22 protein-coding genes and 3 pseudogenes are annotated in these 26,346 nt (G+C 69.5%); 11 read left to right on the top strand and 14 right to left on the bottom strand.

Going from position 1 to position 26,346, the window contains the following annotated elements; all coding sequences use genetic code 11:
- Positions 1-141: 141 nt before the first annotated feature.
- Positions 142-1,707, bottom strand: a complete 1,566-nt coding sequence (locus tag ABD810_RS39305) for a serine hydrolase domain-containing protein (RefSeq protein WP_344953091.1) — start codon at positions 1,705-1,707, stop codon at positions 142-144.
- Between the two features lie 313 nt (positions 1,708-2,020).
- On the opposite strand from ABD810_RS39305, the gene ABD810_RS39300 reads away from it, so the two are divergent.
- Positions 2,021-2,608, top strand: a complete 588-nt coding sequence (locus ABD810_RS39300) for a recombinase family protein (protein ID WP_344953089.1) — start codon at positions 2,021-2,023, stop codon at positions 2,606-2,608.
- Between the two features lie 326 nt (positions 2,609-2,934).
- On the opposite strand, the gene ABD810_RS39295 is transcribed toward ABD810_RS39300, so the two are convergent.
- From ABD810_RS39295 to ABD810_RS39285, 3 genes are all read right to left on the bottom strand, one after another.
- The gene (locus tag ABD810_RS39295; protein WP_344953087.1) at positions 2,935-3,474 is read right to left on the bottom strand and encodes a hypothetical protein; all 540 of its coding nucleotides are present in this window, start codon (positions 3,472-3,474) and stop codon (positions 2,935-2,937) included.
- Positions 3,475-4,314: 840 nt separating this feature from the next.
- The gene (locus ABD810_RS39290; RefSeq protein ID WP_344953085.1) at positions 4,315-4,833 is read right to left on the bottom strand and encodes a hypothetical protein; all 519 of its coding nucleotides are present in this window, start codon (positions 4,831-4,833) and stop codon (positions 4,315-4,317) included.
- A 10-nt stretch (positions 4,834-4,843) separates the two neighbouring features.
- Positions 4,844-5,434: a recombinase family protein gene (locus tag ABD810_RS39285; protein ID WP_344953083.1), complete on the bottom strand. Its 591-nt coding sequence runs from the start codon at positions 5,432-5,434 to the stop codon at positions 4,844-4,846.
- Positions 5,435-5,954: 520 nt separating this feature from the next.
- On the opposite strand from ABD810_RS39285, the gene ABD810_RS39280 reads away from it, so the two are divergent.
- Complete coding sequence (locus tag ABD810_RS39280) at positions 5,955-6,281, top strand: hypothetical protein (RefSeq protein WP_344953081.1); 327 nt, start codon at positions 5,955-5,957, stop codon at positions 6,279-6,281.
- A gap of 595 nt (positions 6,282-6,876) precedes the next feature.
- Here ABD810_RS39280 and ABD810_RS39275 read toward each other — a convergent pair.
- Entirely contained in the window at positions 6,877-7,257 is a 381-nt protein-coding gene (locus tag ABD810_RS39275; protein ID WP_344953079.1) for a hypothetical protein, read from the bottom strand.
- 577 nt (positions 7,258-7,834) lie between these two features.
- A complete protein-coding gene (locus ABD810_RS39270) occupies positions 7,835-8,632 on the bottom strand; it encodes an Ig domain-containing protein (protein WP_344953077.1) in 798 nt (265 codons plus the stop codon).
- A gap of 482 nt (positions 8,633-9,114) precedes the next feature.
- Between ABD810_RS39270 and ABD810_RS41250 the strand changes: the two are divergent.
- Positions 9,115-9,465 (top strand): annotated as a pseudogene (locus tag ABD810_RS41250) (DUF4158 domain-containing protein); the annotation flags it as partial.
- A gap of 383 nt (positions 9,466-9,848) precedes the next feature.
- Here the strand turns inward: ABD810_RS41250 and ABD810_RS39265 are convergent.
- Positions 9,849-10,511, bottom strand: coding sequence for a GbsR/MarR family transcriptional regulator (locus ABD810_RS39265; protein ID WP_344953075.1), 663 nt, complete (start codon positions 10,509-10,511; stop codon positions 9,849-9,851).
- 162 nt (positions 10,512-10,673) lie between these two features.
- Between ABD810_RS39265 and ABD810_RS39260 the strand changes: the two genes are divergently transcribed.
- The 4 genes and pseudogenes from ABD810_RS39260 (at position 10,674) to ABD810_RS39245 (ending at position 14,693) form a co-directional block, all read left to right on the top strand.
- A complete protein-coding gene (locus ABD810_RS39260; RefSeq protein ID WP_425567049.1) occupies positions 10,674-11,882 on the top strand; it encodes a cytochrome P450 in 1,209 nt (402 codons plus the stop codon).
- Between the two features lie 5 nt (positions 11,883-11,887).
- Positions 11,888-12,846, top strand: a pseudogene (locus ABD810_RS39255) (ATP-binding cassette domain-containing protein).
- 23 nt (positions 12,847-12,869) lie between these two features.
- Entirely contained in the window at positions 12,870-13,604 is a 735-nt protein-coding gene (locus ABD810_RS39250; protein WP_344953781.1) for an ABC transporter permease, read from the top strand.
- Positions 13,605-13,934: 330 nt separating this feature from the next.
- Complete coding sequence (locus tag ABD810_RS39245; protein WP_344953073.1) at positions 13,935-14,693, top strand: hypothetical protein; 759 nt, start codon at positions 13,935-13,937, stop codon at positions 14,691-14,693.
- A 375-nt stretch (positions 14,694-15,068) separates the two neighbouring features.
- On the opposite strand, the gene rox is transcribed toward ABD810_RS39245, so the two are convergent.
- The 5 genes from rox to ABD810_RS39220 form a co-directional block, all read right to left on the bottom strand.
- Entirely contained in the window at positions 15,069-16,493 is a 1,425-nt protein-coding gene (gene rox, locus ABD810_RS39240; protein ID WP_344953778.1) for a rifampin monooxygenase, read from the bottom strand.
- A gap of 616 nt (positions 16,494-17,109) precedes the next feature.
- On the bottom strand, positions 17,110-17,865 hold the full coding sequence (locus ABD810_RS39235) for a GntR family transcriptional regulator (RefSeq protein ID WP_344953071.1): 756 nt from the start codon (positions 17,863-17,865) through the stop codon (positions 17,110-17,112).
- On the bottom strand, positions 17,862-18,677 hold the full coding sequence (gene trpA, locus ABD810_RS39230) for a tryptophan synthase subunit alpha (protein WP_344953069.1): 816 nt from the start codon (positions 18,675-18,677) through the stop codon (positions 17,862-17,864). The genes ABD810_RS39235 and trpA overlap by 4 nt, the downstream gene beginning before the upstream one ends.
- Positions 18,674-19,879, bottom strand: coding sequence for a tryptophan synthase subunit beta (gene trpB, locus ABD810_RS39225; protein WP_344953067.1), 1,206 nt, complete (start codon positions 19,877-19,879; stop codon positions 18,674-18,676). The genes trpA and trpB overlap by 4 nt, the downstream gene beginning before the upstream one ends.
- A 37-nt stretch (positions 19,880-19,916) precedes the next feature.
- A complete protein-coding gene (locus tag ABD810_RS39220) occupies positions 19,917-20,186 on the bottom strand; it encodes a LysR substrate-binding domain-containing protein (RefSeq protein ID WP_344953065.1) in 270 nt (89 codons plus the stop codon).
- An 87-nt stretch (positions 20,187-20,273) separates the two neighbouring features.
- Between ABD810_RS39220 and ABD810_RS39215 the strand changes: the two genes are divergently transcribed.
- On the top strand, positions 20,274-20,918 hold the full coding sequence (locus ABD810_RS39215; protein ID WP_344953064.1) for a TetR/AcrR family transcriptional regulator: 645 nt from the start codon (positions 20,274-20,276) through the stop codon (positions 20,916-20,918).
- Between the two features lie 421 nt (positions 20,919-21,339).
- Positions 21,340-22,965 (top strand): FAD-dependent monooxygenase, encoded by a 1,626-nt coding sequence (locus tag ABD810_RS39210; protein ID WP_344953063.1) that lies wholly within the window; start codon positions 21,340-21,342, stop codon positions 22,963-22,965.
- A gap of 70 nt (positions 22,966-23,035) precedes the next feature.
- Here ABD810_RS39210 and ABD810_RS41245 read toward each other — a convergent pair.
- Positions 23,036-23,287: pseudogene (locus ABD810_RS41245) on the bottom strand (alpha/beta hydrolase domain-containing protein); the annotation flags it as partial.
- Between the two features lie 346 nt (positions 23,288-23,633).
- Positions 23,634-24,263, bottom strand: coding sequence for a nitroreductase (locus tag ABD810_RS39205; protein ID WP_344953775.1), 630 nt, complete (start codon positions 24,261-24,263; stop codon positions 23,634-23,636).
- A gap of 516 nt (positions 24,264-24,779) precedes the next feature.
- Here ABD810_RS39205 and ABD810_RS39200 point away from each other — a divergent pair.
- Together ABD810_RS39200 and ABD810_RS39195 are read left to right on the top strand one after the other, a co-directional pair.
- Complete coding sequence (locus ABD810_RS39200; RefSeq protein ID WP_344953060.1) at positions 24,780-25,361, top strand: ArsR/SmtB family transcription factor; 582 nt, start codon at positions 24,780-24,782, stop codon at positions 25,359-25,361.
- Between the two features lie 26 nt (positions 25,362-25,387).
- Positions 25,388-26,293, top strand: a complete 906-nt coding sequence (locus ABD810_RS39195) for an MFS transporter (RefSeq protein ID WP_344953772.1) — start codon at positions 25,388-25,390, stop codon at positions 26,291-26,293.
- Positions 26,294-26,346: the final 53 nt, after the last annotated feature.

Below are 26,346 nucleotides of genomic sequence, written 5' to 3'. Positions count from 1 at the left end.
GCCCTGTGCTCGAGCTCGGCGACCAAGCGGACCAGCCGAGCATGTGGACGGGCCACGCCGAGTTCGGCGTGGCCCGTTCGGGTTCTTCCTGGTGTACGACCGGAAGGGCGGCCCCTTGAGGCGTACGGGTCACAGGCGCTCTCAGCCCGTCGGCTGAGCCGGATCGACCTGCCCACCGCCAAACACCTCGTTGAGGAGCCTTCGCTGGGCGGTCTGGAATGCTGTTGCGATGGACAGGTCGGCGTCGTCCACGCAGTTCAGCGCGGCGGTCAGGGTCTTGCTGCCGTCAGGGGTGGCGTACATCAGCGCCGCGTGGCCCACGGCGGCGCCGTTGTGGGAGATGACGGTGCCGCCGTCGTCCGTGGTCAGCACGAACACTCCCAGGCCGTAGTCCATGTTCGGGATGCCCGTCGGGTGCGGCGTGCACATCTCGGCCAGCAGCCCGGCCGGCATGAGCTTGCCGCCCAGCAGCGCAGAGATGAACGTGTGCAGGTCCTGGGTGGTGGAGATCATGTCGCCGCCGCTGGAGACCCAGGAGGGGTTCTGGCGGGTGATGTCGACTGTCTTCTGCTCGCCGGCGTCCTCGTAGCGGTAGTAGGCGTGGGCGTACGGCTCGGGGATCTCCGGCGAGGCGTCCGGCACCACAGTGCCCGACAGGCCGAGCGGCCCCAGGATCAGCCGCTGCATCTCCTCGGCAACCGAACGGCCGGTCACCCTCTCGATCAGCAGCCGGGCCAGCACGTAGTTGGTGTTGGAATAGCTCCAGCCCGTCCCCGGCTCGAACCGCGCCGGCTTGGACAACGCCAGCTCCACCAGTTCCTGCGGCCGGTAGGTCTTGAACCGATTGTCCACCCACTCTTTGCCCGTGGTGCTGTAGGGGATGGGGATCCCTGGCGCGATCGTCCCGTCGGCGTTGACCTCCCCGGTGAAGTTGAACACTCCGCTGGTGTGCTGCAGCAGCATCCGCACCGTGATCCGCTCGTCCAGCCCGAACTCGGGCAGGTAGTGCGCCGCCGGGGTGTCCAGCCCGATCTTGCCCTCGGCCACCAGCTGCAGCACCAGGGTCGCGGTGAAGGTCTTGGTGTTGCTGCCGATCCGGGCATGCCCGTTGACCGGCGGCTTCGCGGTCCCGCTCAGCTCGGCCACCCCGGCGCTGCGGACCCACTCTCCCCGCTCATCGTGCACGCGCAGCGACACCCCGACAAAACCGGAATCGACGATCTCCTCGATCGCCTTCTGCAGCTCCGGCCGATCCTGCCCGGCCGCCGTCTCCGGCACGGCCCCGCTGTCCGCAGCGGCTGCCCCAGCGGCGTCGAGGGCTTCGGTGATCTTGCGGACCATCTCGGCCGTGGCGGGGCTCGGCCGGCCCTGCTGCATCTGGGCGGTCTCGACAGCGATGAGAACGGCGCTGCGGAAGTTGCCGGCCTCGGCCGGATCCTGCTGCTTCAGCAGGTTCATGGCCGCAGTCAGGGCCGGCAGCACGCGGCCGGCGATCTCGGCCACGGACTTGCCCACCAGGTCCTTGACCTTGGGGTAGTCGGCGAGCACGTGCCCGATCAGGCCGGTGGCCGAGCCCAGCGCGATACTGCCGTGGGTGGCGATCTCACGGGGCTTGCCGGCGGCACCGGCGGCGGTCATCAGCGTCACGGCGCCGTACGCGGCGATCCGCAGGGTGCTCTTGTCCTGGTCGGAAAGGGTGATCGTCACGGTTGTTTGATCCTTTGAATCTGTTATGTCCGGTCGGCGTCGCGCCGCTGCGCCGAGCTTCCACCCTGCCCCTAGGTCAACCTCAACCGTGATCTAGCTCACAGCTGCTATGGGGGTTGAGACAGCTTCGGGAGCAGGACGCCGTCCCCGTCAGGTGACAGTCGTATCTCGCCCGGCGGTCCGGCGGTGTTCCGAAAGCCGATCCCCCACCGGAACACCCGCTGGCCGAGACAGCACCCCAGGTCGGGGTGTCCCGTATAGGTGTTCCGCGAACTGTTCCGGTGAAGGCTCCCTATCCGGAACACTTCAGAGCGTGAACGGAGCACGTGTCGGCTACGCCCGCTGCAGCACCGACGAACAAGACGTCATCATCCAGACCGAGCAGCTTCTCGCGCTCGGCGTCCCCGAGGACCGCATCTACATCGATCGCGGCTTCTCCGGCACCACCCGTCGCAACCGGAACGGCCTCGACCAGGCCCTCGCAGCCGTCTGGGACGGCACCGTGTTCACCGTCACAAAATTCGACCGCTTTGCCCGCAACATGGCCGAAGCCAACGACATCCTCACCGACCTGTCCGACCGCGGGGTGCTGTTCGGGTTGAGCGCCTCCGTCTACGACTGGAACGACCCGTTCGGGCGCCTGTTCCTGCAGACCCTCGCCATGGTCGCCGAGTTCGAAGCAAACATCGGGCACCAGCGCACCCGCGAGGGCATGGCGTTGGCCAAGAGAAGGGGCAAGCTCAAGGGCAAGCAGCCCAAGCTGCCCGAACCGGTACGGCGTTCCATCCGCCGCCGCTACGCCGAAGGCGAGGTCTCCCTGGCCGACCTGGCCGCTGAATACAGCGTCGGCCGGTCCACCATCCACCGCATCATCCACGGAGCTCCAGAAACCCCCAGTTAGAAAGCGGATCTACGCCCACCTCGCTACACGCCGTAGCCATAGGAACTCCAGGCCTCCCTGGGCAGGATCATCCGAATGGGGCCTGTGACCCGCGCCCATGAGCGGTCGCATCCAAACGACCAGTGGCGATAGCCCGAGCCCCCACGGGCTCGCTAACGCCACTGGCCGATTGGTTGCTGCTCAAGGGCCGCGACTGGCCCTGGCCAAGGACCCGTCCGGCCTCGCAAGGCCGACCCGGCCGTCCCCGACACGCTGCGCGTCATGCTCGCCGCCGTCGACCGCACCACGCTGGCTGGCAAGCGCGACGCCGTCGTGCTGCTGCTGGGCTACGCCTGCGCCGCCCGGGTGAGCGAGCTGGCCGCGCTCGACATCGGCCACGTCGCCGACCCCCGGACGGTCTGCTGGTCACCGTGTACCGGCGGAAGATCAAGAAGTTCACCGAGGTCGCCGTCCCCTACGGCCGCGTCCCGGCCACCTGCCCGGTGCGCGCGGTGCGCGACCTGCGGGCCGCCATGGAGCAGGCCGGTCGCAGCGCCGGGCCGCTGCTGGTGCGCATCGACAGGCACGGCCGTATGGCCCCGCCGCTCACTCGGGGCGGGCGCCCGATCGGTGACCCGGACGGCCGGATGACCGCCGAGGCCGTCGCCGACGGCGTGGCCCGCATCGTGGCGGCCGCCGAACTCGAGGGCCGCTGGACCGGCCACTCGCTGCGCCGCGGATTCGCCACCGCCGCCCGCCGCGACGGCAAGAGGCTGGAGCGCATCGGCCGCCACGGCGGATGGGCCGACGGCTCCGCGCGCTGCTGGGTTCCTGGAGGAGGGCGACCGCTGGACCGACAACCCGGTGACGGGGCTTCTCGTCGGCACTGGAGCTGCCTCCCCGTCACGCTTGACTCCCCAATCAGCTTTCGTCGCTTCGGGACGACACGATGGCCAGCGGGTACCGCCAGTACCTCTCCCACCATCGACCGGGGAGCGGCTGGCTTCGATCGGTTCGCCCGCAGGTCAGGCAAATCTCGGTCCACTTCTGGCGCAACTTCTCGTCCGTCTCCTCCTCGATCATGCAGGGACTTCCCGGGTAAGCCTTGTCGGGTACGACATACGGAAGGCAAGGCTCCACGGCTGCTACTCCTTCGGGTTCGGGGATCGTCACTGGTGCAGGGTGTTTTGTTCCGGTGCCTGAGTCGCTTGGGATCGCGGGGGTGGTGCCGGGCGCAGGGCTCGCCGAAGGCGACCGCGAAGCGGCTTGGCCTTGCGCCCGGCACCACCCCCGCGATAGGACCAGGCAGGCGCCGGAAAGCCCTCGCGACGGTGTGCCGCGGCGTGCCAACGAGCGCGCCTGGACCACCTGACTGGCCACCGGGACGTAGAACAGCGCCCTCACCTGCCGACGATGGGCCCCGACCGCGGGCTCGGCGCCGGGGGAGCCGACGAACAGCGTCGACGGCGCAACGCGCAGCAGGCCGAAGATATCGCCGACCGCCTCGAAGCCCGGAGTCCATCGCCGCAGGGGCAGGGGGCGTCATCGCTTGGAGGTCATCCCGGCGGCAGCCAAGGCCTGTTTCTGCGCGAGAACGCGTGTTTTGGGTGCGGCGTCAGATCCCTACGGGAGCTCAGCTGCGGCAACGTAGCAGGGCACGTTCAAACGGCCTTCTTGACGAGCACGAGCCGCCCCATGGCGTGCGTGGGGGCCTACGGGGCTTCGGCTCAGCTGATGAGGTTTATGGTGCGGCGGAAGGTCGCGGCGGCGGCTTCCAGGTCCGCGAGGACCTTGCGCCAGTCCGCGGTCTCGTCTTCGTCCATGTCGACCCAGTTCTGTTCGCCGAACTCGCGGGCGAACTCGCCGACGTGCTCGGCGGTCTCGGCCAGCTTGTTCAGCACGGTCCCGACGCTCATTCCGCCGGTGGGGGTGGTGCGGAACCGGTAGAGCAGCAGCGGGAGGTCGGCGGCCGCGGTGGCCATGGCGGTGGCCTGCCGCTCGATCTCGTCGTTGATATTGGTCAGGCTCGCGCGCCATCCGCTGTCGATGAGCTCCACGGCCGGGACGAGTCCGGCATTGATCGCCGATTCCAGGTAGTTGCGGGCGTCGGGCAGGGAGCCCCCGCGTTCCTTGTCGGTCAGCTCCTCCCACGTGGGGAGGTAGGTGCAGTCGTGGGCGAACTGCTGGCGGGCCTTGGCCAGGGCCAGCACGCGCGGGTCGTCGAGCGGGATCTGCGGCAGTGGCACGGCGTGCTCCTCAGGGAGTCGGGGGCTGGTCAGTGGGGTTGCCCTCGGCAGCGGCTGCGAGGGTTTTGTGGACGACGCCGACGGAGACCTTCACCCCGGCGGCGATGGTGCGGATGGATTCCCCGCGCCGGCGACGGTCAAAGATCGCGGCGCGTTTGTCGTCGTCGACCACGGGGCGGCGGCCGCCGACCTTGCCTTGCTTTCGGGCGGTCTCCAGGCCGTTCTTGGTCTTGCGGACGATGTCGCGGCGGCGGTCCTCGGCCAGGGCGAGGGCCAGGTCGAGGATGAAGGAGCGTTCGGTGTGCTCGCCGGCGGCGATGCCCTCCAGCACCTTGACGCCGACGCCTTGCTGGAACAGGTCGTTGAGGACGATCAGTCCTTCCAGTAGGTTGCGGCCAAGCCGGTCGACTTCCTGGACGGTCAGAAGGTCGCCTTCGCGGATGTAGGACAGCGCAATGAGGAGGTCGGGCCGGTCACTGGTGGCGAGCTTGCCGCTGGCCTTCTCCTCGATGACCTTCGGGCAGATCGGATCGAGGGCGTCATGCTGCCGCTGAGTCTTCTGCTTGTCGGTGCTGACCCGGACCAGTCCGATGAGCGCCACGGCGAAGCACCTCCGTTCATCAAACGTCACGCGCGAGGTACCTGATCGGTAGCGGAGGACGATCGAAGATGAACGTCAAAATGAACATCCGAACCGGACACGGCGCACGGAGGTCCCCGTTCGGCCGGGTGTCTTGGTTGCGTTCGTCAAACGTTCGTTAGATGAACGCGCCGGACACGGCTACGGAAGGTCGTCTGCGTTTGGGATCCACCGCGCCCGGATCTGTCGGGCGGCGTCCAGCGCGGCCCGACCTGCCACCTGGCCGGACTCGTCATCGCTGGTGTCCAGCGCGACGTAAGAATTTCAGTATCAGCGCGAACCCGAGACGGGTGGCACCGCTCTTGTTCGCCAGTAACTCGACCTCGGCCTCATCCAATGTCCAGCACTCGATGAGGTCTTCCAGCTCCCACTCTCTGCGCATCGGCAGGGACCCTTTCCCCCGATCGCACTGAAGATGCGCGAGCACCCTGCTCCGCACGGATGTCGCTACGGTCCGGTACCGCTCATCTGTGACCGCTACGTGACGATCCTGAGCCATTACAGAGAGCTGCTTTGGGGCCGGTCGCATGGACCCGAGTGGGGGGCCTCATATGGTGCCTCGCCTACGCGCCGCCTGCTGGTCGCCTTCACCCGCTACAGCCGCGACGGCAGCTTCGCCGTCCTGGGCGCCAACCTGCGCTTCATCGCGGTCATGCTCGCTGGCTCGGTCACCGGCGCGCTCCTGGGCGGCCTGCTGCTCGGCGCCATCCCCGACCTGATCCTCTTCCCCGCCTCGCCATTTCCCCGCCTCGCCATCCTGCTGATCTCGGCGATCAAGCTGGCCCGCCACACCCCCGCAGGAGGATGAACCTCCCCGCGCCTCGAAGCCGGTGGCCCTCGTCAATAGCACTTGGACACACCGAAGGCCCCGCCCTGACTCAGGGCGGGGCCTTCGGTTCAACGTGTGCGTACCGGTGTGCAGGTCGCCTCTCGGCGAGATGCGCAACGCGGCTCCAGCCGAACGGTATTCCGCGAAGGCGATAGGTGAGGCCCGGGGACACTGGGCACACCGGCCACGAGGTGTACAACCACCGCCGGTCGCCGGATGTCCCCGCACCTTGCCCCTTGTTCTGCCGGCCCGTGAGGTCATCGCTCGGCGACCGTGCTGCGCTGCTCCATCATGATCATATCGCGCCAGGTGCCGTGGTGGCGGCCGAGGCGCTCGCGGGTGCCGACCACGCGAAAGCCGAGCGCCTGGGTGCAGGGAGAGGCTGGCGGCGGTCTGCGGGAAGATCCTGGCTTGAATCGTCCAGGTCCCAGCGTCCTGGGTGGCGGTGATGAACGCCGCCGGCAGGGCCCGGTCGATCCCGTGAGCCTGGCAGCCGGGGTGGATGTAGACGCTGTGCTCGACGACTTCGGCGTACACCGGAGCTCGCGGAGCCGGGCGACCGCTTAGCCGGTGGTCACCAGGTTGCGCGCGGCGAGTTGCCCTCACCCGGACGCTCGTCGACCGTGATCGGCACCGAGGTGACCGTGCCGTCGGCCAGGTCGGCATGGTAGGCGCGCCACCGGTGCACGTACAGGAGGTGCCCGCCCCTCCCGTCCACGCTGAAGCGCAGGCTCAGTGAGGCGTCGGGCGGCAGCTCCGGCCGGGCCAGGACCTGCGCCGGGCCGCCCGCCAGAGGGATGCGTTCGATGGTGTGCCCGGTCGCGTAGATCAGCGCGCTGCCGTCGGGGGTGTAGGCCACCGACTCCATCGGCAGGGCGCCCGTGGCGGCCTCGATGATCCGGGACGTGGCGCCAGGCCCGGCCCACCACCCCCGCCATCGACCCGGCGCAGCCATCCTCGGCTTCGCCCGAGCCCTGCTCACCGTCGGCCTCACCTTCGGCCTGAACATCGACCCAAGGGCTCCACCGCCATCATGAGCTTCCTGGCCGTGCTCACCGCCGCGTTCGTGCGCGGCAACGTCGAGCCGGGCGCAGGCATGGCGATGACGGCCGACCGGCCGCTGTCCCTGGGCCGCCGGATGTAGCTCCCGGGTACTCCCAGCGAGGCAAACGCCCCCGCTCCCTCCTCCGCTTCGGCAGGGTGAGGGGCGGGGGCGTTCGCTATGTCCGCAGGTTACGGGAGCAGCTTCTTGGTCGTGAGCCACTGCTCCCGCTCTGCTACGACCTCATAGGACAGATCAAGGGCATCCCATGTCCGGCCGGCAGTGCCGCGATCCTGGGCCCGTGGAATAGGCGTGGCGACCAAGCGGATGTGGTTGCCGAGCGCGACGAACTGGGCCGTGCGGCCGTCCTCGGCTGCGGGGTTGCTCCTCTCCAACCCTCAGCGAGCGGGGTTGGAGAAGAGGACTGGCCCGGGACCGCAGACGATGCGCGCCGTCTCCTTTCTACCAGAGCTTCCCGTAGGGCAGTTGATCAGCAGCGCTGGCAGGACGATTCTTTTCTGACGCTCCAAGTGAAGGTGGTACTTCCCTGTCCGCCTCCGACGGCCGTGACCGTGACGGTGTAGCTTCCTATGTTGCTGAGTGTGCCGGTGATCCAGCCGCTCGAGGGGTCGATGGCCAGTCCAGGAGGCAAGCCGGTCGCCGACCAGGTGTACGACCCGCTCCCGCCGGTGGCCTGCATCTGCAGCGCCACGGCGTCCAGCTTGAGGTTGCTCTGGGCGCCCGGGTTGGTGACCGTCACCGACGCACTCGGCGAGGGTGTGGGAATAGGAATAGGAATATCCGGTGGCGGGCAGCTCAGCGATACCGGCTGAGACCCTGTCTCTCTGGTGATGTACTCCGGAGTCCCCGAAAGGTAGTGGACTGTGGCGGTCGCGCGACCCGAGTAGTAGCCCGACTCGCAGAGCGTGCCCGGGTTGGTGACGCCAAGACCGAACAGGATTATGTTTGCGGGCATGTCCCGGAAAACCTCTGTACGGCCGTTCACTGTTTGGCCGGGGCCGCCGACCAGCCCGTGGTAGAGCAACTCCACGGTGAAGTCGACGCTACGCACTGGACCGTCGCACTGGACACTTACGCCGTAGTGGACGGTCTTGGCGTCAAGCTTGTACGGTGGGTTGTCCGGCCGGATCCACCAACAGTTGTGGCCGTCGGGAACCGCGGCGGACGCCGGTTTGGCGAGGCCCAGGGAGTTGTGGCCGTCGGGAACCGCGGCGGACGCCGGTGTGGCGAGGCCCAGGGACGCGATGACCATGGCAACCGCTGCCACGGTCATCAGTAATCGGGATCTGCTGCGACGCAAGAGTTTGACATACATGATCTATGCTCGCATGGAGACGTCGGAGTCGGCAACGGCTGGCCGGCACGGTAGTTGCGGACTCCCTCCGCCGCGTGCATGTCCGCGATGGTGATCACTCGGTCGAAGAACTTTTACTGGGGTTCTCGTCATCGATCGCGACTAAACGGGCCAGGGCGTTGGGGTCAAAGAGGTCGGCCATGGATGACACTCCCTATTCGTCGGTGGTGAGCCTTTCGATCGCCGCCCGCCGTTCCTCCTCGGTCGGCAGGGCGTATCGCCGGGCCACCTCGACGCTGTGGCCGAGCAACTCGGCGATGACGACGATGTCCACGCCCTCGTGGCGCAGCTTTGTCCCCAGCGTGTGACGAAGTAGGGGTGCCGGTAAGAATCGCGTCATGAGCCCCAAACGGCGTTGATCTTGTTGTGACGTGCCTGGTCAATGCTGGGCGGACATGGCGCACCCCCCGATGCACATCGACGAGCTGGTCGAGCACTGGACGATCCTGGACGACGAGCGCGATCTCGTCGCGGGCAAGCGCGGCGCTACCCGCCTCGCTTTCGCGATCTTGCTGAAGTTCTACACGCAGTACGGACGTTTCCCCGGCCGCTCGGAGCTGCCCGACCAGGTCGTCGAGCACGTCGCCAAGCAGGTCCAGGTGCCTGCCTCGGAGCTCGGCTTCTACGAATGGTCCGGCTCCACGATCGAGTACCACCGCAATCAGATCCGCACGCACCTCGGCTTCCGCATCTGTACGACCGCGGACGCCGCGAAGGTGACAGGATGGCTTGCCGATAATGTCGCGAACGCCGAGCGACGTCCCGCAGAACCTGAACCACCCGTGTCCTGCCGACCCGATCCTGCCCGTTGCACTCGAACACCTCCGACACACTCACCGCGCCGGAGGCCACCTCCGCCAACAGCGCACGACGTGCCGTACGCACCTCGGCTGCCTTCGCCAACGCCTTCGCACGCCGCTCCGACGTCATCGCTGGCGCGGGTCAGTGACTCCCGTCAGAGATCACGACGGGGGCCGTCGCCGATCATCATCCCGCACAGCGTCAACAGATGTGACACTAAACCCGGTTCGCCGTTCCACTCCTACTGGCAGGCCAGGGTCTCGTGGGCGTTGAGGGGGCGATTGGACGACAGCACTTGGAATCCGGGGCACTATCCCTGCGGTCTGAATCATGGCGGGAGGTCGTGCCAGCTTTCCGCCGACGCCAGAGCGTCCAGGCTGAGCCGCTCCAGGAACGCACCGCCCCTGGCCAGGCGGCGTCCCACGGGCGTGTCGAGCCCGAGCGTCTGCCCCGCGGCCTTCGCCATCTCCGCCGCCGCGAGCGTCTGCCGCGAGCTGATCACCGTCGAGTGGTACCAGGCGTCGTCGTCGACCACGTAGATGTCGCGCCGCAGCTGCGGATCACGTTCGCGCCTGATCAGCCCCTGCTGGGTCAGGTAGCCCACCGCCATGGAGATCGAGGCGGGACTGACCTTCAGCCCGCGCGACAGCTCGGCCGCAGTGAGCCTGCCGTCCTCGCTCAGCCACAGGCCGATGAGCACGCGCGCCATCATTTTCGGCAGGCCCATCCCGATCGCCATCTCGACGGCTCCCTCTTCCACCTCGAAGACCTTGCGGTCCTGGGGTTCGGCCGAACGTGCCGGGGTGCCGCGCCGCGCCCGCCGCGCTGTCGCCTGGTGCGCCCGCTCGGGGCGGTAGTCGCTGGGGCCGCCGTTGCGGCCGACCTCACGGCTGATCGTCGAGGTCGGCCGGCCCAGCCGCCTGGCGATCTCGGCGTAGGAGCGGCCTTCGGCGAGGCCGGTCGCGATGCGCCGGCGGTCCTGCAGGGTCAACCTTCCTTCTGACATGACACCACTATTGCGTTCGGCACCATACCAATGCAATGTTTCATTGCATTCAGCTTCAGCCTCAACGCATCAATCTATCGGTTTTGACCTGCGTATATACATATCGATTAGTTGACACAATTTCTGAAAGCAACGTAGCTTTCAATTGTGATAAACACGTACTATCGCGACGAGCCGGTCACTCCGTCCCTCGACCGCGCACCCGCCTGTCCCTTCGATCCCGCCCCTTCACTCACCGCCCTGTGCGCGGAGCAGCCAATCGCCCGCGTGGCCGCGCCCGAGGGCGCCCCCGGCGTCTGGATGATCACCGGATACGACCTGGTCCGCCAGATCCTCGCCGACCCGCGGTTCAGCTCCCGCTACGAAACCCACTACCACCCCCTGGCGGGCGGGCACCTGCCGCCCGCCCCTGTCGGCGACCTGACCGGCATGGACGCACCCCAGCACACCCGCTTCCGCAAGCTGCTGGCGGGCAAGTTCACCGTCCGCAGGATGAACCTGCTCACCGAGCGGGTCACCGAGATCACCCGTGAGCGGCTCGACGCGATGGAGCGGCAGGGGCCGCCCGCCGACCTCGTCGAGTTCTTCACGCAGCCGGTTCCAGCGCTGATGATCTGTGAGCTGCTCGGCGTGCCGTACGAGGACCGCGACCGGTTCCAGAGCTCCACCCGGGCCCTGCCGGACGCCGGGACCGCCGAGGCGCAGTACGCCGCCTTCGTCGAGCTCGGCACCTACCTGCGGGAGCTCGCGCTCGCCAAGCGGGCCAGGCCGACCGACGACCTGCTCAGCGACCTGGCCACCGGCGGCGACCTGACCGACGAGGAGCTCGGCGGCGTGGCCGCGTTCCTGCTCGGCGCCGGGCTCGACACCACCGCCAACATGCTCGCGCTCGGCACCTTCGCCCTGCTGCGCAACCCGGCCCAGCTCACTGCCCTGCGCGGCGACCCCGGCCTGGCCGTCGGCGCCGTGGAGGAGCTGCTGCGTTACCTGTCCGTCGCCGCCACCGGTATGCGCGGCGTGCTGGAGGACGTGGAACTCGGCGGCAGGCAGCTCAAGGCGGGCGACACGGTCGTCATCGCGATCAACGCCGCCAACAGGGACCCGGCCAGGTTCTCCGACCCCGACGTGCTCGATCTGCGCCGCTCGGCCGCCGGGCATCTGGCCTTCGGCCACGGCGTCCATCAGTGCCTCGGACAGCAGCTTGCCCGCATCGAGATGCGCGTCGCGTTTCCCGCGCTGCTCATCCGCTTCCCGACGCTGCGGCTCGCCGTACCGGCTGAAGAGCTGTCGCTGCGCACCGACCCCTCGCAGGTGTACGGCGTGCACAGCCTGCCCATCACCTGGGATCGGGGGTGAACGCGATGCGAACCTTCGTCTCGGTGACGGGGCTGCGTAAGTCCTATGGCGCCCACCGCGTCCTGGACGGCATCGACCTCACCATCCCGCAGGGCACCGTCTTCTCGCTGCTCGGCCCCAACGGCGCGGGCAAGACCACCACAGTGCAGATCCTGTCCACCCTGATCAAAGCCGACGCGGGCGAGATCTGGGTGGCCGGGCACGACCTGGCCAAGGAACCCGGCAAGGTGCGTGCCGCGATCGGCGTCACCGGCCAGTTCTCCGCGGTCGACAGCTTCCTCACCGGCGAGGAGAACCTGCGGCTCATGGCCGACCTGTTCCACCTCGGCCGCACCAAGGGCCGCAGGCGCGTCCGCGAACTGCTGGAGCGCTTCGACCTCACCGACGCCGCGCGCAAGCCCGCGGTCACCTACTCGGGCGGCATGCGCCGCCGGCTCGACCTCGCCATGACCATGGTCGGCACGCCCAAGCTCATCTTCCTCGACGAACCGACCACGGGCCTGGACCCGCGCAGCCGCCGCACCATGTGGCAGATCGTCCGGGACCTCGTCCAGCAGGACGGCGTGACCATCTTCCTGACCACCCAATACCTGGAGGAGGCCGACGAAGAGGAGGCCGACGAACTCGCCGACCGCATCGCGCTGCTCAGCCAGGGCCGGCTGGTGGCCGAGGGCACCCCTGAGGAGCTGAAGAGAATGGTCCCCGGCGGCCACATCGTCGTGCGTTTCGCCGACCCCGACGGGTACCGCAGGGCGGCCGGCCACGTCGGCGCCACCTTGAGCAACGACGCGGCGCTCACCGTCCAGATCCCCGACTCCGGCGGAGTCAGGACGCTGAAAAGCTCCTGGAGTGGCTGGACACGCATGCCATCGACGTCGCCGAGCTGTCGGTGCGCACCCCCGACCTGGACGACGTCTTCCTCACCCTGACCCAGGAGCCCTCGGCCAAGGAGCCCTCCCGGTGAGAGCGATCACCGACTCGGCGACGATGCTGCGGCGCCAGGTCAAACACATCTGGCGCTACCCCACGCTGATCCTCACGTTCGCGGCCGTGCCCGTGGTGTTCCTGCTGCTGTTCGTCTACGTCTTCGGCGGCACCATGGGCGCGGGCATCGGCGCCGACCGCGCCGCCTACGTCGGTTACCTCACCCCCGGCATCTTGATCACGACGATCGTCGGGGCCGCGCAGGGGACCGCGATCTCGGTGGCGACCGACATGACCGAGGGCATCATCGCCAGGTTCAAGACCATGGCCATCGCCCGCGTCTCGGTGCTCACCGGGCACGTACTCGGGGCGATGGTGCAGACGTTCCTCGCGATTGCCATGGTCACCGTGGTGGCATTGCTGATCGGGTTCCGCCCGTCCGCCTCGATGCTGGACTGGCTCGGCGTGGTCGGTGTGCTGGCCATGTTCACCTTCGCCATCACCTGGCTGTCGGTCGCGCTGGCCATGGTCACCAAGAGCGTGGCCACGGCCAGCAACCTGCCGATGCCGCTGATGCTGCTGCCGTTCCTCGGCAGCGGCTTCGTCCCGACCGAGTCGATGCCGGCCGGTTTGCGCTGGTTCGCCGAGCACCAGCCGGCCACCCCTGTCATCGAGACGCTGCGCGCGCTGCTGGCCGGGCGTCCGGCCGGGTCCGGCTTCCTGGAGGCGGCCGTGTGGAGCGCGGGCATCGCCCTGGTCGGTTATCTGTGGGCACGCAGGCTCTACAACCGGTGGTGAAGGCCCCTGTGAGCCCTCTCAGCCCATCTCAGCTTCGCCACAGGATCCCCCACATAAATTGCGGAATATGACGCACGCATCGCGTGTCACAGAACCGTTCCGGTGGTTGGATCATGACTGAGATCGCACGTACGGCGGATGCGTCGGCACGTGGCCGGTGGCCTCGGCGGTCATCGTGGACCGGGTACGCGGCCTTCGGCTGGGCGGCGGTGTACGGAGGATTCGGCCTGGTCTCCGCACTGACCGGAACCGCGGTGTTCTACCGCGCCGCGGAGCCGCTGCCGGTCGGCCTCAACTGGGCCGTTGTGGCCGTGGCCGTCCTGTGCGGCGATGGCGACCTTGGCCGCCGTACGGCCTTGGAGCCGGTGGATCGCCCGGCCGGTCGTTCCCGTCATGTTGGCCGGGCTGTGCATATTGAGCGGCGCAGCCGCATTCGGCCTGCTGATGGACCTGATCACACTCGTCTTCAACCAGACCGTCGACAGTTGGACAGCGACCGCCAACCGGGCGCTCGCCGCGGTCGGCGTGGTGCTGCTCATCGCCACGGCCCGCTCCTACCGTTCGTCCGTGTACGGCACCTGTCTGCGGTGCGGCGCCGTGCACACCTCCTTCACCGCACGGAGCAGGCCGGAGCCCACACCTGCTCCACGGCGCGTCCGCGTGCTGGCCTATGTCGGCGCCGTGGCGTTCCTGCCGTACGCGGCCATGAAGATGACGTGGGCGCTGGGCGGGACCTTCGCAGGTGTCAGCGGAGCACAGACGCTGGCGATCAGCGAGCGCAACGGCGCCTCGGGGGTGTGGCTCACCCTGGCACATTGGGGCATCGACGCTACGGTGCTGCTGGCCGCGCTCGGAGTGTTTCTCATCCTCGGTCTGGTACGGCCGTGGGGGCAGGTATTCCCTCGATGGACGCTCGCCTTGCGCGGCAGGCGGGTGCCTCGTTGGCTGCCGCTCACCCCCGCGCTGATCGGTGCCGCCACGCTCGCACCCTACGGAGTGGTCGGAACGGTCTATGCCACGCTCGGCACGGTAGGTGTGGTGACCGTCTCCCGGGGGGACTTCCCCACCTCGGGTGAAGCCTGCTGGTGACCTGGTTCGGGCTGGGCCCCTTCGCCGCGTACGGCATCGCACTGGGCGCGGTCGCCTGGTCCTACCTGCGCCGCACTCAGCCGGTCTGCGCGAGCACCAGAGCGGAGGTCCGGTCCTCAACAGCGGGCCGCCTTCTGTTCATCAAAGGTGGTGCGCGTGGAAGATGAACCCCCGCACCGGACACGAAGGCATCCCCCACGCGCACCTGGCGGGCGTTCATCAAACGGTTCGTCAAACGGTCGTCAGACGAACGCCCGGAGGCCTACGCCGATCCACCCCGCGGTGTCTTCCGCCGTTTTGCGGCCGTCCCCCATGGTCGGTCGCTACTGGCCGTTCCGATCATCCTCACGGGCCTTTTCGGTTGCTCAGGCGAGATCAGTTGGCGGGCTTGCCGAACCAGCGGGAGAGGTGGTCGTCCAGGTCCTGCTGGTCGTCGCCGATCCAGGCGACGTGGCCATCCGGGCGTAGCAGGACGCACGGGACATCCAGCTCCGCCGTGGGATCCGCGAGGTGATCGACCCGATCTGACCAGCCGCCGGCGGTCAGGCGTTCGGTGCGGTCCAGCAGCAGACCGCGGCCGCGATGCAGCAGACCGTAGAGGCGGCCCTGTTTCACGTCGATGTCGGGCAGGCGGCGGCCGAGCAGGTCGGGGCCTTCGCCGAAGTCGTAGCGGATGCCGATCGCGGTGATCTTCTCGATCAGATGGCGGTTCACCTCCTCGAAGTCCATCAGTTCGGTGAGCAGCCTGCGCACGGCCCGCGGGCCCGGTTCGGTGGACGTCAGTTCCATCTGGGCGCGGGTGTTGTCCAGCACGTCCTCGGCGACCGGATGACGTTCGGCCTGGTAGGTGTCCAGCAGTGTTTCCGGCGCCCAGCCGCGGATCTGTGCGGCCAGTTTCCAGCCGAGGTTGAACGCGTCCTGAACGCCCAGGTTGAGGCCCTGACCGCCGATGGGTGGATGGATGTGCGCCGCATCGCCGGCCAGGAGCACCCGCCCGACGCGATAACGTTCGGCCAGCCGGGTGGCATCCCCGAAGCGGGACAACCAGCGCGGGGAGTGCACGCCGAAATCGGTTCCGGCGATGGTGCGCAACTGCTGTTCGAAGTCTTCGAGGGTGGGCGGTTCCGCGCGGTCGCTGACTCCCGCGGCGGGGACCAGGACGCTATAGACCCCTTCGCCGAAGGGCCGGAGCCAGAATCGCTGATGGGTCTCGCTGATTTCGGCCACCTTGGCGGCGATCTCCTCCTGCGGTACGCCCACTTTCATCTCGCCCATGAGCGTGTCGGTCCGTGAGGGCTCGCCGGGGAAGCCGACGCCGAGCAGTTTGCGCACCGTACTGCGCGCGCCGTCACAGCCGATGAGGTAGCGCGCACGCAGCCGTCCCCCGTCGGACAGCTCGACGGTGACCCCCTCGTCGTCCTGCTCGAAACCGGCGACCGCGCAACCGTGCCGGACCTGCGCGCCCAGTTCGATCGCATGTTCCTCGAGCAGACGTTCGATGACCGGCTGCGGGATGCCCAGCAGATAGGCGTACGCGGAGTCCAGGCCCTTGGGCGCGGGTTTGGGGATGGCGGCGAAGAAACCGCCGGCCGGACGCCGTCTTCCATGCTGGAGAATGCGATCCAGCAGTCCGCGCATCGCCATCAGCTCCAGACTGCGAATATGCAGACCGACGATGCGGACGAACGACGCGGGCTCGGTTTCCTTCTCCACAACGAGTACCCGCACATCGTGCAGCCGCAGTTCGGCGGCCAGCGTCGCACCGGTCGGCCCGCACCCGGCGATGATCACATCGAAGATGAGGGGCGCGCGATCGGCGCCGGAGGCCGGCGACCAGAGAACTCCGGGGACGTCGCCCACCGTGGAGTCACGCCCGTTCGACGGCGGCTCGGCGGTGACCTGCTGAGAGTGCATAGGTGTTGCCTTTCGGGAGTGCCTTGTTGTCGAGGCGCTCCCGGCGACACCTACGTCAATCGCCCGACCGTGACGGTAAGGGGGAGCACCCACATCGATACAGCGTTCATGGGTCTCACCTCCTCAGGCGGTGTCACAGTCAGCTGCAAGCTACAAGCCCGAGCATCACACCGTCCAACCCTTTTCCAGCCGCGTGATCACGACTCCAAACGGGCCGAGCGGTTGCCGGGCGAATCCGGCATGGCGATCCGCTTGGTCCCGGCCACGGTCGATGGTCGGCTCCTGGAAGTGTGTGCGGCTAGGTGCCGGTAAGGGTGGGGTGCGGTCAGGCGGCTGCGCGAGTCCGGCGCCAGGGTTGCTGTCGACGAAGTGGGTGTCGAAGCGGTCTTGGACCGCCAGCAGATCCTGGGGGTCGGCGTGGCCGTGGCGGACGCGCATGAAGCCCAGCAGGTGACCGGTCGTCGACGGCGTGTGGCTCTGCGACCATGCCGCCGTACAGGTCTCAGCTGGTGGCGCCCCAGGTGAGAGAGAGGCCGGTGGCGGCGCGTTCGGTGCGGATCTCCATCATGCTGCCGAGGATGGTGGCATGGTCGGACACCACCGGCGTGGCGTCGAGCGTGTAGGTGATGCGGGTGCTGACGAGCACCGGGCTGCCCTGTGGCTCGTGGAGGTGGCGGGCGACGGCAGGGTCGAGCAAACCGGGCCGGACCACCTCGGACGCCCGGGCGACCGTCACTCCCGCGTCGGCCAGGGCCGTGTAGAGGGAGACGGCGGTGAAGTCGTGGTCGCGGATCTGGTCGGCCATCGGCCGGCGGACCCAGGACACCTGGTGTACGGCGGGACGTCCCGCGAACTCGCGGACCCGCTCCAGCCGCAGGGCGGTGTCGCCGGGACGCAACCGCAGCTCCGCGGCGATGCGGGCGGGGGCCCGGCGCACCGCCCGCCCGGCCACCGCGGTGCGCACGTCGTGGCCCTGTTTGCGCAGGTCGTCGACCAGGCTGCGGAGCGAGTCGAGCTGGTAGGCCAGGTGGGGCGGGGCGACGAACGTGCCCCTGCCGGGCTGCTGCACGATCAGCCGCTGGTCGCTGAGCTCCCGCAACGCCTGGCGCAGCGTCATGAGGGTCACCCCGTAGGAGGCGCTCAGCTCCCGTTGCGGCGGCAGGGCCTCACCGGGGGCGTAGTGTCCTGACCGGATCTTCGCGGCGAGGTCGGCGGCGATGGCGCGGTATCTCGCCTCGTGCCCGGCGTCGGGGGTCATCGTGGTCGGTCACACTCCTGGTCGAGGGCTTGCCGCAGGGTCGCGAGGAAGGTCCGCAGGTCGTCCGGCCCGGCCCCGTCGAGCACCCGCCGCATGACCGCGGCGCCGACCACCACGCCGTCGGCGTGCCGGCGGGCTTCGCGTGCCTGGTCCGGGGTGGAAATGCCAAAGCCTAGCAAGACCGGCCGGTCGGTGACGTGCCTGATCCGCTCGGTGAGCTCCGCCGCCGAAACGGCGAGGGCGGCCCGCTCACCGGTGGTGCCCATCAGCGACACCGCGTAGACGAATCCGCGGCTGCGGCACGAGATCTCCGCCAGCCGCGGCTGTGGCGTCGCCGGCGACGCCAGCAGTACCAGCTCGATCCCGGCGGCGGCGGCCATGTCCGTCAGCTCGACCGCCTCGTGCACCGGCAGGTCGGGCACGATCAGGCCGCCGACGCCGGCCCGGCGCAGCGCGGCGCAGAACGCTTCGGGGCCGTCGTGCAGCACCAGGTTGTAGTAGGTGCTGGCGACCAGCGGCACGCCCAGGTCCGGCATGCCGGACAGGTCGGCGAGGATCCGGCGGGTGCTCGCCCCCAGGGCCAGTGCCGTGACGCTGGCCTGCTGGATGGTGACGCCGTCCAAGGTGGGGTCGGAGAAGGGCAGGCCGACCTCGATCGCGTCCGCCCCGGCGGCGGCGAACGCCCGCAGGTAGTCGGTCCAGCCGGGCGTGATCCCCCCGGTGACGTACGGCATGAGCAAGCCGCGGCCGGTGTCCCGGCGGGCACGCAGGTGGCGTTCGACCGCGCCCGCGGCCAGGGTGGAGTTGGTCACAGCAGCTCCTTCAGGGTTGAGACGTCCTTGTCGCCCCGGCCGGACAACGTCATCATCACCGTCGATCCTGCGGGCAGCTCGCCGCCGCCCGCCGCGCGGATCACCCAGGCGAGGGCGTGCGCCGATTCGAGCGCCGGGACGATGCCTTCGGTACGCGCCAGCCGTACCGCCGCGGCGACCGCCTCGGCGTCGGTCACCGTGACGTAGCGGGCCCGGCCCAGGTCGCGCAGGTGGGCGTGCTCCGGGCCGACTCCCGGGTAGTCGAGCCCGGCGGCGATGGAGTGTGCCTGGGTGATCTGCCCGTCGTCGTCCTGCAGGAACAGCGAGCGGCAGCCGTGCAGGACGCCGAGCCGGCCCCGGGCCACCCCGGCGCCGCCCTCCGCCTCGACACCGAACAGGCGCGCCGGGGTGTCGGCGAATCCGGCGAACGTGCCGGCCGCGTTGGAGCCGCCGCCGACGCAGGCGACCACGTAGTCCGGGACGCCGGTCCGCAGCTCGGCGGCGCACTGCACGCGGGCCTCGTCGCCGATGATCCGCTGGAACTCCCTGACCATCCATGGGTACGGATCGGGCCCGACGACCGAGCCGATGCAGTAGTGGGAGTCGCCGGTCGCGCCCACCCAGTGCCGCATGGCCTCGCTGGTCGCGTCCTTGAGGGTACGGCTGCCCGTGGTCACCGGGATCACCTCGGCGCCCAGCATGCGCATCCGGAAGACGTTCAGTGCCTGCCGCTCGATGTCGCGCTCGCCCATGAACACCGTGGCCTCCAGCCCGAGCAGCGCGGCGGCGGTCGCGGTGGCCACCCCGTGCTGGCCCGCTCCCGTCTCGGCGATCAGCCTGCGCCGTCCCATCCGGGTGGCCAGCAGGGCCTGGCCCAGCACGTTGTTGATCTTGTGGGATCCGGTGTGGGTGAGATCCTCGCGTTTGAGGTACAGCTGCACGCCCAGCGCCTCCGACAGCCGGCGGGCCGGTGTGAGCGGGGTCGGCCGCCCGGCGTGCACGGCGAGCAGCCGCGCCAGCGTGCCGCGGAACCCCGGATCCGCCCAGGCCTCCCGGAACGCCTCGTCCACCTCGCGGCACGCCTCCACCAGGGACTCCGGCGCGTACCGTCCGCCGTACTCGCCGAATCGGCCCCGCGCTCGGGGCTCGCCCATGGCCCCGTCCAGCGGGACCGGCTCACGCCAGGGCGACACGTCTCGCATGCCACGCTCCGATCGTTCTATAACTCTTTAATGAGTTCTATAACAGTGAGTGTGGCACGGGCGGCGTGGACGCGCCACTGCCGGCCAGGCAGCAGCGGACGAAGTCCTGGATGACGGGGTTGGTGTCGTCGGCGGGTGCCCAGGCGACGCCGACCTGACTGGGGCTGACGCCGCTGACGGGCCGGTAGGTGACGCCGGGGCGCGCGTAGAAACGGGCGGAGGACTCGGGGGCCAGGGCGATGCCGTAGCCGTTGGCGATCGCGCTGAGCCAGTCGTCGGGCTGGTCGGTGACGTCGCCGCCGACCACCTACCGGGAGCAGTACATCGAGCTTTCGCCCAAAATTTGCGGAGCGCGCATCTTTTCTGGGCGCGCAATATTCGCTACGGTTGGTGTGTGGACAACGGACAGGACGAGCGCGCGGGGCTGCGCGAGCGCAAGAAGCAGCGCACGCGCATCGAGCTGAGCTGGGCGGCGATCAGGCTCTCGGTGGAGCGAGGGCTGGAGAACGTGCGGGTTGAGGACATCGCCGCCGAGGTCGGGGTCTCGCCGCGGACGTTCAACAACTACTTCTCCAGCAAGGCCGAGGCCATCGTCTCCCGGCACCTCGACCGGGCCCGGCTGATCGCGGCGGAACTGCGCGCCCGGCCGGCGTCCGAGCCGCTGTGGGAGGCGATCGCGAACGCCGTGACGGCCCGCTTCGCCCTCGGCCAGGAGACCGGCGGGCACGACGCGAACCACGAGCAGTGGGTCGCCGGGCTGCGGCTCATGCTCGCCGAGCCCGTAGTGCAGGGCGAGTTCCTGCGGGCCGGGGCGGCGGCCGAGGCCGAGCTGGCGGCGGCGATCGCCGAGCGCACCGGCACCGACCCCGAGCGCGACCTGTACCCGCGGCTGGTGGCGGGCGCGGCCGGGGCCGCCACCACGGTGGTGATCGACCACTGGATGCGGGCCGATCCGCCCGTCCCGGTGATGCCGCTGCTGCGCGACGCCCTGCGCCAGATCGCCGCAGGCCTCCCGCCCCCCACTCCCCCGCCCTCCTGACCTTCCCGCCCCCGAACCCCCTGGTCCACCGGTCTCCGACCTTCCCGCCCCCGATCCCCGTGTGCCCCTTCCGCCCTCCACGCCCTATCCACCGATCTCCGGGCCTTCCCGCCCCTCGAACCCCGCCCGGTCCCCGTGTGACTCGTCCGCCCTCCGATCGCCGCCTGGTCCGCCCGCTCTCCTGATCCCGCCCGGGCCTGTCCGGTCCCCCAACTCCGCTCGGACCACCCGGTCTCCCTGATCCGCCGGGGGCCCCGTTCGCCGTCCTATCAGGCGAGCCGGGCTTCCCGACCACCCTTAACGGCCGGTGTTCCCGGCCACCGTGCGCCGGCCGGTCCAGACCTTCACGGCCGCCGGTCGATTCCGTCATGCCATTTCCCGGCGTGCCGTCACGCTTCCCCCCGTCCCGCAAGGAGGACCCATGTCCAACGACGTCGTCATCGCCGGAGCCGGGCCCAATGGGCTCATGCTGGCCTGCGAGCTGAGCCTGGCCGGCCTGCGGCCGCTGGTGATCGAGCGGCTGCCCGGTCGCACCCGCGAGAACCGTGCCAACGGCCTGGTGGGCCAGGTGGTGCGCATGCTCGATCGTCGCGGCCTGTTCGAGCGCCTGGGCGGCGGGTCCTCGCCGCCCAGGCCGCAGCCGGCCTTCGTGTTCGGCGCGCTGCTGCTGAACCTGAGCCTGCTGGAGGAGGCGGACAATCCGCTGTACGCGCTGCAGGTCCCGCAGCGCCGTGTCGAGCAGGTGCTGGAGGAACGCGCCACCGAGCTCGGCGTGGAGATCCGCCGGGGGCACGAGCTGACCGGCCTGTCCCAGGAAGGCGACGGGGTCACCGTCGAGGTGACCGGACCCACCGGCCTCTATCGTCTGCGCGCCTGCTACCTGGTGGGGGCGGACGGCGGGCGCAGCGTGGTGCGCAAGCTGTCCGGTATCGCCTTCCCCGGCGTCACCCGTGACGACATGGTCTCCCGGTCCGCCCATGTGAGCGTGCCGCCCGAACTGGTCGACCCGGCGACCGGTGGGCTGGACGTGCCCGGCCACGGCGCCGTCCCGCCGTTCATGCACCACCGCACCGAGCGCGGCCTGTTCGTGTACGCGCCCTTCCCCACCGGGACGCTGGTGAGCACCACCGAGTGGGAGCCGGATTCCAGCGGTGGCGACGCGCCCGCGCTGACCCTCGCGGAGCTGCGCGACAGCGTCCGGCGCGTGCTCGGCGCGGACGTTCCGCTGGGCCCGCCGGACGGCGAGGGGCCGCATCTTTTGCGGCGGCTGGCCGGTGGGAGCACGCGCGTGGCCGAGCGGTTCCGCGACCGCCGGGTGCTGCTGGTCGGCGACGCCGCGCACGTGCACAGCGCGATCGGCGGGCCAGGCCTGAACCTGGGCCTGCAGGACGCGGTCAACCTGGGGTGGAAGCTCGCCGCCGAGATCCAGGGCTGGGCGCCGCCCGGGTTGCTGGACGGCTACGAGGCCGAACGGCGCCCGGCGGCCGAGCGCGTGGTCATGCACACCAAGGTGCAGTCGGCGCTGATCGCCCCGGGCGGGGAGGTCACCGCGCTGCGGGAACTGTTCGCCGAGTTGCTCGCGCACCCGGACAACGTCCGGCACATCGCGGCCATGATGGCGGGCGCGGACGTTCGCTATGAGATGGGCGCGGACGTTCGCTACGAGATGGGCGACGAGGGAGATCCCGGCGACGCGGCGGGTGGCGGCCGTGCGCTCATCGGCGGGTGGGCCCCCGACCTGACGCTGGACACCGACGACGGCCGCGTCCGGCTCGCCGAGCTGACCAGAGGCGCCCGGCCGCTGCTGCTGGACCTGACCGCGGACGGATGGCCGGCGGCCGAGTCGTCCGCCTGGCGGGACCGGGTGGACGTCGTTGCCGCCCGCCTGGCCGGTACGGGGGGCACCGGGCACACGGCGCCGGTCACCGCGTTGCTGCTGCGGCCGGACTGTTACGTGGCCTGGGCCACCGCAACCCTTCACCCTGGAGATCACGACCGGGCGGGGCTGCGGGCGGCCCTGTCACGCTGGTTCGGCGCCCCCCGCTGACACCGTCTTGGTGATCAGCGCCGCCACAGTCGCCAGGACAGGCGGCCCCACCACCACGGGGGGTGCGGATGCCGCCGAGCGCGTTTCCCAGGTCGTCGCGGCGGAGCGCGGGCGGCGGTCCGGGCCGGATGTCCAGGCGGGGGGCGTGCGGCGGGGGCGCGTCGTCGTGTGCCCAGCGGGCGAGGTGGTGGATGGCGGCGTTGGCGACGTAGTGGCCTTCGAGAAGGCTGGGTGCGGGAATTAGCGTAAGAACTTGATCTTGGTTTCGGTTCGGAGACGGGCCGGATTCGGCCTGGTTGGGGGGCTTACGTTCCTGGGCCATGCCCTTCGAATTTCTCTCTGAGGAGCAGGTCGCCCGGTACGGTCCGTTCCCGCAGGAGCCCTCGGTAGCGGAGCTGAAGCAGTTCTACGCCGGCGGTGAAGCTCGCGGCGCTGGCCCGGTATGGGGTGGCGTCCAAGGCGCCCATGCTGCGGGATCTGGGCGATGACCGGCAGGCGGCCACGTTGCCGGCCACGGTCCGGCATCTGGAGACCGCCTCGGTCGATGACGCCTTGGACGTGCGACGCCCGGAGCCCCCCGCGCACCACGGCCCCGGCGTCAGTGAGCGTTGGAATCTCAACTCAGATGAGCTCGTAGGGCTGCCCCGTGGATCTTGACCGCTTAGCGGTCACACTCCGATGAAGCTCACTGTTTCTGTCATGTCCGCCCGCCCGGTGCGCAGCGGTGGCACGCCTTCCTTTTCAAATCCCACCGATACACCGCAGAACAGCACGAGCCCATCATCGGCCCCCACCATCTGGCTGACAGTCTTGCGATACATCGTCCACATCACCTGGGGGCAGCTATGCAACCCTTCCGCCCTCAGCAGCAGCATGACCGTCTGCAGGTACATCCCCGCGTCGCCCCACTGCCCGGGGCCCATCATCTGGTCGAGGTAGCAGAACAGCACGACAGGCGCCCCGAACCCCTCCGAGTTCAAGGCGGCGATCTTCTTAGGCCTGTCCGGGTCGTCGCGCTCGATCCCCAGCGCCTTGTACCGCTGGGCGGCCGCGGCGGAGAAACGGTCCAGATACGGCGGGGTCAGTTCGGCCGGGTACATCGGATACTCCCGCTCATCACCCGGGTCTCCCGCCAGCGCCCGGGCCGTCGCTCGCCTCTTCAGTTCGGCCAAAGGCTCGCCGGTCACGACGTACACATGCCAGGGCTGGAGGTTCCCACTCGACGGAGCCCGCGTCGCTGCGGCCAGCACTCGTTCGAGTACCTCCGTGGGGACCGGCTTATCGCTGAACGCCCGCACCGCCCGGCGAGTGTCTACGGCCTCATACACGTCCACGTTTTCTCGTCCTCTCACCTGACGGCAGCCACCGCTCACCACGGTGGAGCGGCCTCTCCCGCTTCCAACGGCTGGACTACAGGCCCGGGCTCATCTCGCCGCCCCGACGACAGCCAGCGTGCCGATGCAGCGAAGTCTTCGGTATGCGATGACGCCGAGGGAGTCGCCCTGCGCTCTGAGCAGCCGAGGGTATTCGATCTTGCCTTCCGGCTGCGTGAGGGGGCGGCCGATCTGCCGGCCCTTGGCCTCGCCGGCGCGGGCGTGGGGCGGCACGTTCGGCCGTGAGGTGCATTTTCATCTCGGCGAACAGCAACGGGACCGGTCGTGACCGCTGTTCCTCCTGGGTCGGCCATACGCGGCACGACACGTGCATTCACGAGCCCCCTCGGGTCGTCGACACGATCGATCGATCCGAGAATCGCCAACAGTTCTTCGCGAATGAATGTTTGCGAATGAGTGTTTGCGGTTTACCTTAGAGGTATGACCGAACCCAGTGAGAGCGTGGTCGTCCTTGACGCCAAAGGCCTGCGGGCACTGGCCCACCCGGTGCGGGTGCAGCTCGTCGACCTGCTGCGCAGACACGGCCCATCCACCGCCACCCGCCTGGCCGAGCACCTGGGGGTGAATTCGGGCACGGCCAGCTACCACCTGCGCAGGCTCGGCGCCGCCGGATTCGTGGAGGAGGACACCGAACGCGGCAACGCCCGCGAGCGCTGGTGGCGCTCGGTCCACCTCATCACCCATCTCAGCGATGAGGAACTGGTGGAGCGGGAGCCTGAGGCGGTGCTGGCCTACCTGCAGTCCTTGGCCGCGCTGTACAGCCTGCGCACCCAGCGGACGCTGAACGAACTGCAGACCATGCCAGAAGAGTGGCGTCGCGTGGTCGACCTCAGCTCCTTCGCGTTGCGCCTCACCCCGCAGGAGGGGCAGCGACTGCGCGAGGACCTGGAAGAGGTCATCTCCCGGTACCGCCGCGACCTGCCCGGCGAGACGGCGCCCGAGGGGGCCGCGAGGGTCTCGCTGATCACGCAGCTCCTGCCCGAGATGCCGGAGAGCACGTGAGGGAGGCGCGCCGGTCCTTGCGTCCGATGGCCGGCCTGCTCGCGGCCATGACGGTGTCGTTGACCGGCACCCGGGTGTCGGCCATCGCGCTGCCCTGGTTCGTCCTGACGACGACCGGGAGCACGGCGCAGATGGGGGTGGTGGCGTTCGCGGAGATGACCCCGTACGTACTGGTCAAGGCGCTGACCGGGCCGCTGGTCGATCGGGTCGGGCCGCGCCGGATCTCCTGGGTCGGCGACATGGTGAGCGCCGCGGCGGCCGGGGCGGTGATCCTCCTGCACGCGCTGGGCCTGCTGCCGCTGGGCGCGCTGATCGCCCTGGTCGCGGTGGTCGGCGCGGCCCGCGGCCCAGGAGACCTGGCCAAGGAGATCATGGTTCCCGAGGCGGCCGAACGGGGGCGGGTGCCGCTGGAGCGGGCCACCGGGCTGATGGGCGTGACCGAGCGGCTGGCCCAGACGGTGGGACCCGCTGCGGGGGGCGCGGTGGTGGCACTACTCGGGCCGCTGGCCAGCCTGGGCATCAGCGTCACCTGCTTCGCGCTCGGCTCGGTGGTCGTGGCGTGGGCGTTGCCCCGCGGCATGGGGCACCGCGCGCCGGCGCAGGAGGTGCACGAGGGGTACTGGCGCAGGTTCGGCCAGGGTTTCGCGTTCCTGCGCGGCGAACCGCTGCTGCTTTCTGTGATCGTCATGGTCGGCGTCACCAACCTGCTCGACGCGGCCTTCAGCCAGGTGCTCGCGCCTGTGTGGGCCAAGGAGTCCGGCTACGGCCCCGCCATGGTCGGTCTGAACAGCACCGTGATGGGGTTGACGGCCGTCGTCGGCAGCCTGGTCGCGGCCGCCGTGGCGCACCGCATGCGGCGCAGGCTGGTGTTCTTCGTGGCGTTCCTGCTCGCGGGGCCGTCGCGGTTCCTCATCCTGGCGGTGGACGGGTAAGCAACAGTTCTTGAGTTGAGGGCGCCGAATCCTCCTCACCCTGCATGCTCACT

Origin of the sequence: Sphaerisporangium flaviroseum (assembly GCF_039537005.1) — a bacterium.
Taxonomy (GTDB): Bacteria; Actinomycetota; Actinomycetes; order Streptosporangiales; family Streptosporangiaceae; genus Sphaerisporangium; species Sphaerisporangium flaviroseum.
The sequence above is the reverse complement of the archived record's forward strand: the minus strand, read 5'-3'. Positions and strand labels throughout refer to the sequence as shown.